Source organism: Pseudomonas sp. KH_050 (assembly GCF_057838875.1).
Genome location: NZ_CM174478.1, coordinates 5861946 through 5876213, shown reverse-complemented (window position 1 = coordinate 5876213; position 14268 = coordinate 5861946). Strand labels below are relative to the sequence as shown.

Below are 14268 nucleotides of genomic sequence, written 5' to 3'. Positions count from 1 at the left end.
GCGGCAATCCGGATTATGCAGGCGTCCATTCTAGCGCCGACGGCCGGTAATGCGCACCCAGCCTTCGCGATTGGCAATCGGGTCCAGCTCGAAGTCCTGAGCATAGGCCGCGGCAACCTCTTCGCCCTGCTCGGCAAGGATGCCCGACAGTGCCAGGCGACCGCCGGGCCTGACCAGGCTGGACAGTTGCGGAGCCAGCGAGACCAGTGGGCCAGCGAGGATATTGGCGACCAGTACGTCGGCCTGAACCTGTGGCAAATCTTGCGGCAGATACAGCGCGAACAGCTCTTCGGCGATGTTGTTGCGCCCGGCGTTGTCGCGGGAAGCTTCCAGCGCCTGCACGTCGATATCGGTACCGACCGCTTCTTTGGCACCCAGCAGCAAGGCGGCAATCGCCAGGATTCCCGAGCCGCAACCGAAGTCCAGCACGTTGCAACCCTTCAGGTCCTGACCGTCGAGCCATTCAAGGCACAGTGCTGTGGTCGGGTGGGTGCCGGTACCGAACGCCAGGCCCGGGTCGAGCAGCAGGTTGACTGCGTCCGGCTCCGGTGCGGCGTGCCAGCTCGGAACGATCCACAGACGCTGGCCGAAGCGCATAGGCTGGAAGTTGTCCATCCAGCTGCGTTCCCAGTCCTGGTCCTCGATGATTTCACTCTGGTGCTCAGGCAGCGGGCCGCCGGTCAGCAGTTCCATATGGGCCAGCACGCTGGCGGCTTCGGTGCCGTCTTCGAACAGGGCCAGCAGATGGGTGTGGGACCACAGCGGAGTGGTATTGAGTTCCGGCTCGAAGATCGGCTGATCTTCGGCGTCCATGAACGTCACCGAAACAGCGCCGACTTCAAGGAAAGCGTCTTCGTAGGTTTCGGCTTGTTCTGGGCTGATGGCGAGACGGACTTGCAGCCAAGGCATGGCGGGCACCTTTGAAAAATGTAGTGTGCAGCCTGAAGGCTACGAGAAGCCCGCCAGTTTACGCGAGCGCGACGCAGAAGACGACCATGGGGTGTAAGCCGAAAAGATCGCAGCCTGCGGCAGCTCCTACAGGTGTACGCCAGTCCCTTGCAGGAGCTGCCGCAGGCTGCGATCTTTTGGCTTTTCTCAGAAACGACAAAGCCGCTCGAAAGCGGCTTTGTCGGTCTGGATCACATCTTAATGCTGGGCAGCCAGCTTGTGTTCCAGGTAGTGGATGTTCACTCCACCTTCGCAGAAGCCTTGATCGCGGACCAGGTCGCGGTGCAGCGGGATATTGGTCTTGATCCCGTCGACAACGATTTCATCCAGCGCGTTGCGCATGCGCGTCATGGCTTCTTCACGGGTTGCACCGTAAGTGATCAGTTTGCCGATCAACGAATCGTAGTTCGGCGGCACTGCGTAGCCACTGTACAGGTGCGAATCGACACGCACGCCATTGCCGCCCGGGGCATGGAAATGCTTGATCGTGCCAGGGCATGGCATGAAGGTTTTCGGGTCTTCGGCGTTGATCCGGCATTCCAGCGCGTGACCACGAATGACCACGTCATCCTGGGTGTACGACAGCTTATTGCCAGCGGCGATACTGAGCATCTCCTTGACAATGTCGATGCCAGTAACCATTTCCGAAACCGGATGCTCAACCTGAACGCGGGTGTTCATTTCGATGAAATAGAACGCGCCGTTTTCGTACAGGAACTCGAAAGTACCCGCGCCACGGTAGTTGATGTCGATGCAAGCCTTGACGCAGCGAGCGAGGACTTCCTGGCGTGCTTTCTCGTCGATGCCCGGCGCCGGCGCTTCTTCGAGAACCTTCTGGTGGCGACGTTGCAGCGAGCAATCGCGGTCACCCAGATGGATGGCATGGCCCTGGCCATCGGAAAGCACCTGGACTTCCACGTGGCGTGGGTTGGTCAGGAACTTTTCCAGATAGACCATCGGGTTGCCGAACGCTGCGCCGGCTTCGGAGCGGGTCAGTTTCGCCGAGGAAATCAGGTCTTCTTCGTTGTGCACAACACGCATGCCGCGACCACCACCGCCGCCAGCGGCTTTGATGATCACCGGATAACCGACTTCGCGACCGATGCGCAGCGCGGTTTCTTCGTCTTCCGGCAGCGGACCGTCAGAGCCCGGAACAGTCGGTACGCCGGCACGCTTCATGGCGTCCTTGGCTGAAACCTTGTCGCCCATCAGGCGAATGGTTTCGGCTTTCGGGCCGATGAAGGCGAAGCCGGAGTTCTCGACCTGCTCGGCGAAATCGGCGTTTTCCGCGAGGAAACCGTAGCCCGGGTGAATGGCGGTGGCGCCAGTCACTTCAGCAGCCGCGATGATCGCCGGAATGTGCAGGTAAGACTTTGCGGCAGATGCCGGACCGATGCAGACGGATTCGTCAGCCAGGCCCAGGTGCATCAGCTCTTTGTCGGCCGTGGAATAAACGGCGACGGTCTTGATGCCCATCTCTTTGCAGGCGCGCAGGATCCGCAGGGCAATTTCACCGCGGTTGGCGATCAGCACTTTTTCCAGCTTCGCAGGTTTCAACATCGTTGGCTCTCCGCGGTTCAAACGATGGTGAACAGCGGTTGGTCGTACTCAACCGGCTGGCCGTCTTCAACGAGGATGGATTCGATCACACCGCTGGTTTCAGCTTCGATGTGGTTCATCATCTTCATGGCTTCGACGATGCACAGCGTGTCGCCTTTCTTCACGCTCTGACCGACTTCAACGAAGGACGGCGAGGAAGGGGAAGATTTGCGATAGAACGTACCCACCATCGGCGAGCGGGCAACGGTGCCGTTGAGCGCTGGCGCGGCCGGTGCGGCAGGCGCTGCGGCAACGGGTGCGGCGACAGCGACAGGCGCGGCAGCCGGAGCAGCCATAGGTGCAGGCGCGTAGAACTGCTGAGCCGGGGTTTTGCTGTGACGGCTGATCCGTACGGACTCTTCGCCTTCCTTGATCTCGAGTTCGTCGATGCCGGATTCTTCCAGCAGTTCGATCAGTTTCTTAACTTTACGGATATCCATGAATCATCAACTCCCAAGGGTCGGTCAGGGGCGTTTAGCTTGTTGTTCAAGCTGTTCCAGGGCGGCCTCCAGGGCCAGTCGATAACCGCTGGCGCCAAGGCCGCAGATCACTCCCACCGCTACGTCGGAGAAGTAAGAGTGATGGCGGAAAGGTTCGCGTTTGTGCACGTTAGACAAATGCACTTCGATGAATGGGATGCTCACCGCCAGCAGCGCGTCACGTAATGCCACGCTTGTATGCGTAAAAGCTGCTGGATTGATCAGGATGAAGTCCACACCCTCGCCAGGGGCGGCATGGATGCGATCGATCAATTCGTACTCGGCGTTGCTTTGCAGGTAAAGCAAATGGTGGCCGGCATTGCGCGCCCTTTGTTCCAGATCCTGATTGATCTGAGCCAGGGTGACCGCACCGTAGACGCCCGGTTCACGGGTGCCGAGCAGGTTCAGGTTGGGGCCGTGCAAAACCAGTAGGGTCGCCATCTGCAGTTCCTTGTTATCTGTGTGCAGTTGTCAGAACCCGGCGACTATGCCGCAAAGCCTTTGTGACTGTCCAGTTCTCTGCAATAGCCAGCACAATGTCCGATGTTTGCGCGAAATAAATGACCAGTTAATTAAAACCGGTCATTTGCTTTGGCGACACGTTCGGCGAAGTCCGCTGCATTGATCTCGCCGACCACCCTCACGTCCCCGTGTTCGAGACCGTCTTTACCGAAAAGCATCAGTGCCGGCGGCCCGAACAGTTTGTAACGGTCGAGCAGGGCGCGTTGTTCGCGGTTGCTGGCGGTCATGTCAAACCGCACCAGCCGATAACCTTTCAGGCGTTCGACGACGTTGCTGTCGTTAAGCACCTCGTGTTCGATGACTTTGCAGCTGATGCACCAGTCGGCATACCAGTCGAGCAGCAGCGGGGTGCCAGCGTTTCTGGCCTCGGCGAGAACACGATCCAGTTCCACAGGGGTATTGATGGTCTGCCATGGGCTGGCGCTTTGAACCGGGATGCCAGTGGCCGAATTGACGGCCAGTGAGCGGCCGATCGGACTCAACGGGTCGGTCTGGCCGCTGAATGCGCCGTACCAGCAGGCCAGCGCGTAGAACAACAAAAACATCCCCAACAGCTGCGCCAGGCGTTGTCTGGGTGGTTTGTAAATGAACTCCAGGGCGCCGAGAAACAGCCCGACACCGGCCGCCAGCAAGCCAAGCAGCAATAAGGTGGCCTGGCCGGGCAACACCCGACTGAGCAAGCCGATCGCCAGCCCGAGCAGCAGCACCCCTATGGCATTTTTAACGTAGAGCAGCCATGGGCCGCTTTTCGGCAGCCAGGCCGCGCCGCCAGTGGCGACCAGCAGCAACGGCGCGCCCATGCCCAAGCCCAGTAGCAGGAGTTTCAGTGCCCCGCCCAAGGCGTCACCGCTGGCACTTATATAAAGCAGAGCGCCGGCCAATGGCGCCGAAACGCAGGGCGAAACCAGCAGGCTGGAGACCACCCCGAGCACTGCTGCGCCCCACAAGGAACCGCCTTCGGTGCGATTGGCCACACGATCCAGTCGGCTGCTGATGGCATGGGGCAGTTTCAATTCGAAGATGCCGAACATGGCCAGGGCGAACACCGCGAAAAACAGCGCGAACGGCACAAGCACCCAGGCCGATTGCAGGCGTGCCTGGAGATTCAGTTGCGCGCCGAACATGCCCATCAGTGCCCCGAGCAGGGCAAAGCAGACCGCCATCGGCAACACGTAGGCCAGCGACAGGTTGAAGCCGCGCCAGCCGCCGACCTGACCGCGCAAGACCACGCCGGAGAGGATCGGCAGCATGGGCAGCACGCAAGGGGTGAAAGTCAGTCCCACTCCCGCGAGGAAGAACAGCGCCAGTTCGCGCCAGTTCCAGCGGGTCTGGAGGTCGCTGGCCGGGGTATCGGTACTGGTTGTTGGAGAAGCCTTGCCCGCGATACTCAGGCGCTCGGTTTCTGGCGGGTAGCACAGGCCCTTGTCGGCACACCCTTGGTAAGTCACTGCCAGGGTAAAGGCGCGCTGTTCGCCGGCCGGGAGCGGCAGTTCTACCTCGAGAATCCCGTGGTAGACCTCGACGTCGCCGAAATACTCATCGTGTTTTTGCTCGCCCTGAGGCAACTGTGCGCCGCCCAGCGTGACGTCTGCGGGCTCGGTACGGAACTGAAAGCGATGGCGGTACAGGTAATAACCTTCGCTGGCGACGAAGCGCAGCTTGATCGATTGCGCGGCCCGTTCTACCAGACTCAGCTGAAAGGCTTCGCGTACCGGCAGGAAGTCGGCGCTGTTATTGATCGCACCCAGGGTCGAACCGGGGCGACTGTCCAGCAACCCGCCGGCGGTCACCGGCAGGGCGAGCAATAACAGCATCAGGTAGAGCAAGCGGCGCATAGCGATCTCGCGTATCGGAAGTGTGCGCATCATAGCGGAGTGGGGGGGAGTGCAGGGAGGGGGGATCGTCCTTGAGGCGATCGAGCTTTTGTGGCGAGGGGGCTTGTCGGAACGCCGCATCGCCCCGTTCGGCTGCGAAGCAGTCGTAAATCCGGTTAATGCGTTCCGTCAGAAAAACACTGTCGCAGGCATTGGGGTCGCTACGCGACCCAGCGGGGGCAAGCCCCCTCGCCACAAGGGTCCCTTTCAGACCCTGAATGCCTGGACGGCCGTATGCAACTGCCCGCCCAACGCCAACAAATGTTCACCCTGGCTACGGCCTTCACCAATCCTCAGCAGGTTATCCCCACCCAGCTGGTGAATCCGCTCGCTGTGATCGCGGATTTCGCTGACGGCGCCGCTCTGTTGGGCGGTGACATCGGCGATGCGCACGGCAGTGTCGGAAATGGTCTGGATAGCCCCGACGATTTCATCCAGTGCGCCGTCAGCCGCTTGCGCCTGGCTCGCCGTGGCCTCAGCGTGTTCGACCTGAGCGCGCATGCCTTCTACCGATTGACGGGCGGCCAGTTGCAGGCCAGCGATCAGCGTCTGGATCTCGGCGGTGGCGCCGGCGGTGCGTTGGGCCAAGGTGCGGACCTCTTCGGCGACCACCGCAAAACCCCGGCCCATTTCCCCGGCGCGAGCGGCTTCGATGGCGGCGTTGAGGGCCAGCAGATTGGTCTGATCGGCAATCGAGCGGATCACTGTGAGCACGCCGCCAATGGTCGCCGACTCTTCGGCCAGGTGTTCAATCATCTGCGCATTGCCTTGCACCTCGCCGACCAGGGCATGCAACCCCGTGAGGCTCAGGCCGATCACTTTCTGCCCGTGCTCGACGGCGAGCCCGGCATGACGGCTGGCGTCCGCGGCCTGGCTGGCATCGCCGGCTACCTGCTGGATGGTGGCCTCCAGCTCACCCAAAGAGTCGCGAATTTGTGCGGTATCCCCGGCCTGGCGTTCCGCGCCGCTGTGCAGGCCACTGCTCAACTCGGCCAGAGCGCGGCTGCTGCCGGCGACCTGTTCGGCGTTTTGCCGGATGGTTCCCACCAGATCGACCAGATACGCCCGCAGTCGATTCAGCGACGCTTCGATATCGTGCAACTCGCGGTTGGTGTTGCCCAGTTGGATATCCCGGCTGAAGTCACCCTCGGCCCAGGTCGACAAGGCCGGCGCGAGGTTGGTCAGCACACGCGCCAGCCGCCGTTGCAAGGTATCGATGAGCAACGCAATCAACAGGATCAAGCCAATCATCAAGCCCTGGATGATCCTCACCTCGCTCTGGATCTGCCCGTGCTGGGCGCGTACGGCGGGTTCCAGGCCGGCAATCGCCTGGGTAACCGCGGTGATCTTCAGGTGCGTCGCAGCGCTGAGTTCAGCGCGTTGCTGGATCTGCTGGCGAGTGCGGGCGAGCTCGGCCGGGTAACGCGTCAGCAGGCTGTTGAGTTCGCGCTTGAGGCCAATGCCAGTATCTTCGGCGATGCTTTTTTCAGTGTTCTCCAGCCCCATCATGGCGGCGAAGTCGCCGCTGTTCGATTCGCTGCTGGCGGTGACGCCTAACAATGCCCGGGCTTCCAGCTGCTCGGCCTGGCTGCGGATGTTGCTGACTTCGCGCTCGACATCCGCCGCCAGTTCACTACGGCCGCTGCTGACCAGCTTGTCCCGGGCCAGCGACAGTTTGGCCAAGTGCTGCGACGCCACCAGTAACAAAGGCAAATAGCCGCTGGCATTCGGGTTACTGGCGCCCGTTGCGTAGTGGCTGAGTTGCTCCAGATTGGCCCCCAGCTCGCGTTCGGCCTGGAGCAGCAAGGCTTGTGGATCACCAGCGAGTTTGCCCGCGGCCAGCAACTCGGTCTTGCTGAACTCACTCAGGCTCGAAAGGCTTGGGCGCAAGCTCTGGGCCAGCTCGCTCGGCAGCTCGTCCAGCTCTTGGTGCAAGGTTTCGATGGCCTGGCTGGCGCTGCTCAGGCGCAGTGCATCGCCACTGGTCAGGTAGTCCTGGATATTGCGCGCCACCTGATTCTGGAACTGCTGGGACAAGCCCAGGTAGCGTTCCATCAACAGGTAGGGTCGCTCCAGCGCCCGTTGCGACCACCAGAGTGTGGCACCCAGGGCGAGGCAAACGGCGACTAAGAGGAGGGTATTGAGATTGGTCAGCAGCTTCAGGCGCATCGTGGCTCTACCAACGACAGAATCGTAAGCGCCTGAAGTTATTGCGTTTCTGTTACAGGGTTATGACCGACTCGATGGATTACGAGGAAAAAGTGGCACTTTGCTTTGATGGTAGAGCGGCTTGCACACGATTGCGTCCGGCGTGCTTGGCGCGATACAGCGCTTCGTCTGCCTGGCTGGCCATCATCAGGCTGTCAGAGTCTTCGCTCAGCTCTACAACACCGGCGCTAAAAGTGCACCAGAGATCCTGAGGTTGCGCTGGATAATGAATCTCGGCAAAACGCTGACGGATCTCATTGAGCACTTTATAGGCCGACCCGACATCGGTATCAGGCATGACGATGGCGAACTCTTCACCGCCATAGCGCCCGATGAAGTCGGTCTTGCGCAGGCGTTGCTTGAGAAACAGCGCCAGGCTCTTGATCACACGGTCGCCCATGGGATGACCGTGGCTGTCGTTGACCCGTTTAAAGTGGTCAATGTCGAGCATCGCAAAGCTCAGCGGCTTGCTTTCGCGGCGAGCGCGGAAGCTGCAGTCTTCGAGCAGTTGCAGGATATGGGTGTGGTTGTACAGGCCGGTCAGGCTGTCGCGAACCATCCGCGCCTTGAGATTGCGTGCCCGGACCGCGCGGTTGCGCACGGTGGTGATCAGGTGGCGCGGCTTGATCGGCTTGGTCAGGAAGTCGTCGCCGCCTTCGCTCATGGCATCGAGCTGCTTGTCCAGGTCGTCTTCGGCCGACAGGTAGATGATCGGCACGCTGACGTAGCGGTCGTTGTGGCGGATCACCTTGGCCAGTTCGGTTCCGGTGCAGGCTGGCATGTACATGTCGAGGATGATCAGGTCCGGCTGGAAGTCCGCCAGTTCGGCCATCGTCTGGATCGGCTCGATCAGGGTCCGGGTGACGATCCCGGCGCTGTTGAGCAGGCGCTCGGTGTGCAAGGCCTGGGCCCGGGAGTCATCGATGATCAGCACTTTATAGGGTTCGTACTGGGCAACGCAGGTCAGCACTTCGATTTTTTCCAGCAGGCTCGAGGCTTCGAGGGTGCCGGTCAGAAACTCCTGGCCGCCGGCGCGCACGGCCGCAAGACGGGTTGGAGTGTCGGTTTCGTGCAGGCTGAAAAACAACAGTGGCAGCTTGTGCTCCAGGCCTTCCTGGGCTTCGGCCGCCAATTTCAGGCCCATGCCGGTGCCACAGAAGTCGACATCCATGACAATCGCCGCGGGCAACCGCTCCACCAGCGAGGAGCGAAACGCCGCGACACTGTCCAGCGACTGAGCGCTGAGCCCGAAGAACTCAAGCTGCTTGGCCAGCCGCTCGGCACGGTCGTGATCTTGCAGCATCACGTAGATCGGCTTGCGCAGCGGTGGCAGGAAGGTTTGTTCGAGCTGGTCACCCTGCCGCAGGCCGGTGCGTGACAAGCGTTGCATCAAGCGGTTGAGATCGGTGATCAACCCGCTGCTCAGACGCCCGCGGTTAGCATCCACCGCTTGCAGCGAATCGCCGATACTGCGTGCCAGCTTCGCATGTTCGGGTTGTTCGAATCGTTCGGCGAACCGCAGCAGGCGCAGGTTGGCTTCGCTCAGCTCCGACAGGTCGACGGTAGACCATTCACTACGCTGCAGGCGTTGCCATATCTCAAGAATCTGACGTGCCTGATGAATTACCCGCTGGGCAAAGTGGTGCTTGAGGCGCTCACGGCTGGGGTCTTCTGGCTCGGTCATATCCTGACTACTAGTTAGGGGGCATGCTGAGATTGAATGGTGGCTCTATGCTAGCACCTCTTTTCGATTGTATGAGTGTCGTACGTCAATAAACTGTGAGGCGGCGTAATTCATTTGCTGACCCACGGGTCGCATAGGCTCGCGACTGTGCTTCATTTATAGTGGGCCGGTGATCCGCAACAATCGTGCAGCGCCGGGTATCGTGAGCGATAAATTCGCTCCGGCCGAGGCACGATGGGGTAGGGTTACGGTCGAACCCATGAATTCCGAGATCGAAAGGATATAGCCATGCTGGACTGGAAGAACCGCGCAGGCAGCGCGCCTGAACGTGCCGCTGAACCGAAATCGGCAACCCGCAGCTATTTCGGAGGTTTGCTGTTCAGCCGTGCACTGGCTACGTTGCTCGGTCTGTACCTGCTGGTGGCCATTGTCCTGGGTTGGTACTGGAGCCAGGAGCCGGCACTGTTTCCGGTTCAGCAGAACGCTCAGGTAGCGTCCGAGATACAAGGCAAGCAGATGGTTATCGGGTACACCACGGTGGAAACCCTGAAGACCGTTGCCGGTACGCTGCTGACCAAGCAGGGCGGTTATATTTCCAACGACCGTTTCCCGCCGGGCCTGTGGATGGACAACATGACCAGCTGGGAATACGGCGTGCTGGTGCAGGTCCGTGACCTGAGCCGTGCCCTGCGCAAGGATTTCGCCCGGTCCCAGTCGCAGTCCGCCGAGGACGCTGATCTGGCCAAGGCCGAGCCGCGCTTCAACTTCGACAACAAAAGCTGGGTGCTGCCTTCCAGCGAGTCCGAGTATCAGGAAGGGATCAACTCCCTGACCCGTTACCAGACCCGTTTGTCCGATCCGAACCAGAAGGGCGCGCTGTTCTATTCCCGTGCCGACAACCTGAACAATTGGTTGGGTGACGTGGGCACCCGTCTGGGTTCGCTGTCGCAACGGCTGTCGGCCAGCGTCGGCCGGGTCAAGCTCAACACTGCGCTGAAAACCGAAGTCATGGCCCCGGGTCAGGTGCCGCAGGTTGATGAAGAGGTGGTGGAAACTCCGTGGCTGCAGATCGACAACGTGTTCTACGAAGCCCGCGGTCAGGCCTGGGCGTTGTCCCATCTGCTGCGGGCCATCGAAGTCGACTTTGCCGATGTCCTGGCCAAGAAGAACGCCACGGTCAGCGTGCGCCAGATCATTCGTGAGCTGGAAGCCTCCCAGGAACCGGTATGGAGCCCAATGATCCTCAACGGCAGCGGCTTCGGTGTATTGGCCAACCACTCGCTGGTCATGGCCAACTACATCTCGCGGGCCAACGCTGCAGTCATCGATCTGCGTCAATTGCTTTCCCAGGGCTGAGTCATGGTCGCTACCTCGAATGAGGCCGCCCATCGCGCGGCCTCGGATGCCGAACACATCGCCTGGGTCGATGAGCAGGATAATCTGCTCGGCGCCCTGGTCCGCTCCGATCTGCGCGAACGCGGGCTGATCGGGCGCGGCACCTACATCATGCTGTTCAATTCTGCCGGTGAGCTGTGTGTGCATCGGCGCACCCTGAGCAAAGCCATCTACCCCGGTTACTGGGACGTGGCGGCGGGTGGCATGGTGCTGGCGAGCGAGACCTACGCCGAGTCGGCGGCCCGTGAGCTGGAAGAAGAACTGGGGGTGAGCGGTGTGGCGTTGACCGCTCATGATCACTTTTTCTTTGAAGACACCGGCAATCGGCTCTGGTGTTCGGCGTTTTCGGCGGTCTGGGACGGACCGTTGCGTCTGCAGCCGGAGGAAGTGCTGGAAGCGCGCTTCATGCCGATCGACCAGGTGATGCAGGATATTCAGTGCAAGCCTTATTGCCCGGACTCTCTGGCGGCCTTGAAGCGTTATCTGCGCGCACAAGGCGCAGACGTCGCATAAGATGCATAAATTGGCGCCGATTGGCTCTTAGCAAGTCGGCTTTTTGCCGTTACACTGCGCGACCTTTTAACGCTGGACCGGTTTTGCTTTTTGTAGGAGCTGCCGCAGGCTGCGATCTTTTGACTTTGCTTCTGAGTCAAGATCAAAAGATCACAGCCTCGTTGCACTCGTCAGCTCCCACACGCATACACAGTGTTGTACCGGTTCAGTAGCGCTGCCCCTGCCTGAGTGGGGCTTCGCGGTCGATGGCACGGCCATTGTGCTTCGACCAGTCTTTGTCCTCACAAGAGGATTGCCGGTGGCCAAAAAAGCCGCATCCTTCGCCGCCCTTGGTGGCCTGGTATTCTCCACCGACGCAGGTCGACATTGCCCGGACTGTAGCCAGCCGGTGGATGCCTGCATCTGCAAACAAACTGTTATCCCTGCCGGCGACGGCATTGCTCGCGTGCGACGCGAAAGCAAGGGCCGTGGCGGCAAGACGGTGACCACCATCACCGGCGTGCCGTTGGCTGAAGACGCGCTCGGAGCGCTTGCCACGACCCTGAAAAAGCGTTGTGGCACCGGTGGCACGTTGAAAGACGGGGTCATCGAGATCCAGGGCGAGCATGTCGAGCTACTCTTGGCAGAGCTGATCAAACTCGGTTTCAAAGCGAAGAAATCCGGCGGCTAGCAGCCTCTGTGAAGACCACCCCGACTTGATGCAACCCTGATCGGATTCAGGTTTGCCGTCGTCTCCATGGTTTTCACAGAGCCTGTTCATGACCGGTTTCTAAACTCCGCGCTGTATGTGAGGTCTATCCCCCTCGAATGCAGGCTAATCGTCACTTTTACTCTTTAGACTGCGCCAGCCTGATCTCAGGCGACGCTCTATGACTTCATTTATAGGGGACTTCGATGTCCGTACGACGCACACGCAAAGACGATGGCAGCCAATGGACAGTTGCGGACAGCCGCAGTGTTTATGGGATTCGCCATTGGGGGGCCGGGTATTTCGCGATCAATGACGCCGGTCGCGTCGAAGTTCGTCCGAACGGCCCGAACAGCTCGCCTATCGATCTGTACGAGCAAGTCGACGAACTGCGTAAAAGCGGCCTGTCCTTGCCGCTGCTGGTGCGCTTCCCGGATATCCTGCAAGACCGCGTACGGCAGCTGACCGGCGCGTTCGACGCCAACATCGAGCGTCTGGAATACCAGAGCAAGTACACCGCGCTGTATCCGATCAAGGTCAACCAGCAAGAAGCGGTGATCGAGAACATCATCGCCACCCAGGACGTATCCATTGGCCTGGAAGCCGGCTCCAAGCCGGAACTGCTGGCGGTACTGGCCCTGGCTCCCAAAGGTGGGACCATCGTCTGCAACGGTTACAAGGACCGCGAGTTCATTCGCCTGGCGCTGATGGGCCAGAAGCTGGGTCACAATGTGTTCATCGTGATCGAGAAAGAATCCGAAGTCGGTCTGGTGATCGAAGAAGCCGCCTCGCTCAAAGTCAAGCCACAGGTCGGCCTGCGAGTGCGTCTGTCTTCCCTGGCTTCGAGCAAGTGGGCGGACACCGGTGGTGAAAAATCCAAATTCGGCCTGTCCGCCGCGCAACTGCTGTCGGTGGTCGAGCGTTTCCGCGCGGCCGGCCTGGATCAGGGCATTCGCTTACTGCACTTCCACATGGGCTCGCAAATCGCCAACCTGGCGGATTACCAGCACGGTTTCAAGGAAGCGATCCGTTATTACGGCGAATTGCGCAACCTCGGCCTGCCGGTCGATCACATCGACGTGGGCGGCGGTCTGGGTGTCGACTACGACGGGACTCACTCGCGCAATGCCAGCTCGATCAACTACGACATGGACGACTACGCTGGCGTCGTGGTTGGTATGCTCAAGGAATTCTGCGACGCGCAGAACCTGCCGCATCCGAATATCTTCTCTGAAAGCGGCCGCTCACTGACTGCCCACCACGCTATGCTGGTGGTCCAGGTGACCGACGTCGAGAAGCATAACGACGACGTGCCAGTCATCGAAAACAAGGAAAACCTGCCGGAAACCGTGCAATGGCTGGTGGACCTGTTGGGCCCGACCGACATTGAAATGGTTACCGAGACCTATTGGCGCGCCACGCACTACATGAGCGACATTGCCGCCCAGTACGCCGATGGCAAGCTGACCCTGGCCGACAAAGCCCTGGGCGAGCAGTGCTACTTCGCCGTCTGCCGTCGCCTGCACAACTCGTTGAAAGCCCGTCAACGTTCCCACCGTCAGGTGCTCGACGAACTCAACGACAAACTCGCCGACAAGTACATCTGCAACTTCTCGGTATTCCAGAGCCTGCCGGATACCTGGGCGATTGGCCAGGTGCTGCCGATCCTGCCGCTGCACCGCCTCGACGAAGAGCCGCTGCGCCGTGCCGTGCTGCAAGACCTGACCTGCGACTCCGACGGCAAGATCAAGCAGTACGTCGATGAGCAGAGCATCGAGACCAGCCTGCCGGTGCATGCGCTGAAAGATGGTGAAGATTACTTGCTGGGGATTTTCCTGGTGGGTGCCTATCAGGAAATCCTCGGGGATATGCACAACCTGTTCGGTGACACCGATTCGGTGAACATCTACCAGAACCAGGATGGCTCGGTGTACAGCGCCGGTATCGAAACTCACGACACTATCGAGGACATGCTGCGTTATGTGCATTTGTCCCCGGAAGAGTTGATGACTCACTACCGCGACAAAGTTGCCAGCGCGAAGATCACCGCCGCTGAGCGTACCCAGTTCCTCGACGCTCTGCGCCTGGGCCTGACTCGCTCGTCTTACCTGTCGTCTTGAGCCAGTAATCGGTTGCTCCAGGCTGTCTGAAAATTCACCGCAACGCGTGGGTTTTTTTACAGATGGCCTGGTGCGATCTTTCTTTATCTTTCAGACATAAGCGGCTCAGGCTGTTGGCTCTCGAAGGATCATAGAGATCCGGTCTGCATTTCATGTAGTCCATTTCCTGATTTGTACTCTTGCTCTCTACTCGGCCATGTCTCTCAGCGAGAATCCCCGGTCGCCCTCCTGTAGAGAG

Annotated in this window: 10 protein-coding genes and 1 pseudogene; 4 read left to right on the top strand and 7 right to left on the bottom strand. The window is 60.2% G+C overall.

The genetic code is table 11. From position 1 onward, the window contains the following. Positions 1–30 precede the first annotated feature (30 nt). The 7 genes and pseudogenes from prmA to AC3IUA_RS27005 all read right to left on the bottom strand — a co-directional run bounded on the left by prmA (position 31) and on the right by AC3IUA_RS27005 (position 9314). The gene (prmA, locus tag AC3IUA_RS27035) at positions 31–909 is read right to left on the bottom strand and encodes a 50S ribosomal protein L11 methyltransferase (protein WP_489357866.1); all 879 of its coding nucleotides are present in this window, start codon (positions 907–909) and stop codon (positions 31–33) included. A 237-nt stretch (positions 910–1146) separates the two neighbouring features. After that, entirely contained in the window at positions 1147–2508 is a 1362-nt protein-coding gene (accC, locus tag AC3IUA_RS27030) for an acetyl-CoA carboxylase biotin carboxylase subunit (RefSeq protein ID WP_489357865.1), read from the bottom strand. A 17-nt stretch (positions 2509–2525) separates the two neighbouring features. Continuing rightward, positions 2526–2987 (bottom strand): acetyl-CoA carboxylase biotin carboxyl carrier protein, encoded by a 462-nt coding sequence (accB, locus tag AC3IUA_RS27025; RefSeq protein WP_489357864.1) that lies wholly within the window; start codon positions 2985–2987, stop codon positions 2526–2528. A 24-nt stretch (positions 2988–3011) separates the two neighbouring features. After that, positions 3012–3467, bottom strand: a complete 456-nt coding sequence (gene aroQ / locus AC3IUA_RS27020; protein ID WP_150644101.1) for a type II 3-dehydroquinate dehydratase — start codon at positions 3465–3467, stop codon at positions 3012–3014. Positions 3468–3598: 131 nt separating this feature from the next. Next, complete coding sequence (locus tag AC3IUA_RS27015; RefSeq protein ID WP_489357863.1) at positions 3599–5383, bottom strand: protein-disulfide reductase DsbD; 1785 nt, start codon at positions 5381–5383, stop codon at positions 3599–3601. Between the two features lie 246 nt (positions 5384–5629). Continuing rightward, positions 5630–6136 (bottom strand): annotated as a pseudogene (locus AC3IUA_RS27010) (methyl-accepting chemotaxis protein); the annotation flags it as partial. Between the two features lie 1534 nt (positions 6137–7670). Then, positions 7671–9314, bottom strand: a complete 1644-nt coding sequence (locus AC3IUA_RS27005; protein WP_489357862.1) for a diguanylate cyclase — start codon at positions 9312–9314, stop codon at positions 7671–7673. A 288-nt stretch (positions 9315–9602) separates the two neighbouring features. On the opposite strand from AC3IUA_RS27005, the gene AC3IUA_RS27000 reads away from it, so the two are divergent. The 4 genes from AC3IUA_RS27000 to speA all read left to right on the top strand — a co-directional run bounded on the left by AC3IUA_RS27000 (position 9603) and on the right by speA (position 14030). Further along, positions 9603–10670 (top strand): DUF2333 family protein, encoded by a 1068-nt coding sequence (locus AC3IUA_RS27000; RefSeq protein ID WP_489357861.1) that lies wholly within the window; start codon positions 9603–9605, stop codon positions 10668–10670. A gap of 3 nt (positions 10671–10673) precedes the next feature. Beyond that, positions 10674–11222, top strand: a complete 549-nt coding sequence (locus AC3IUA_RS26995; protein ID WP_489357860.1) for an NUDIX hydrolase — start codon at positions 10674–10676, stop codon at positions 11220–11222. A gap of 298 nt (positions 11223–11520) precedes the next feature. Continuing rightward, a complete protein-coding gene (locus tag AC3IUA_RS26990) occupies positions 11521–11892 on the top strand; it encodes a translation initiation factor Sui1 (protein ID WP_150804116.1) in 372 nt (123 codons plus the stop codon). Positions 11893–12116: 224 nt separating this feature from the next. Beyond that, positions 12117–14030: an arginine decarboxylase gene (gene speA, locus AC3IUA_RS26985; RefSeq protein WP_489357859.1), complete on the top strand. Its 1914-nt coding sequence runs from the start codon at positions 12117–12119 to the stop codon at positions 14028–14030. Positions 14031–14268 lie beyond the last annotated feature (238 nt).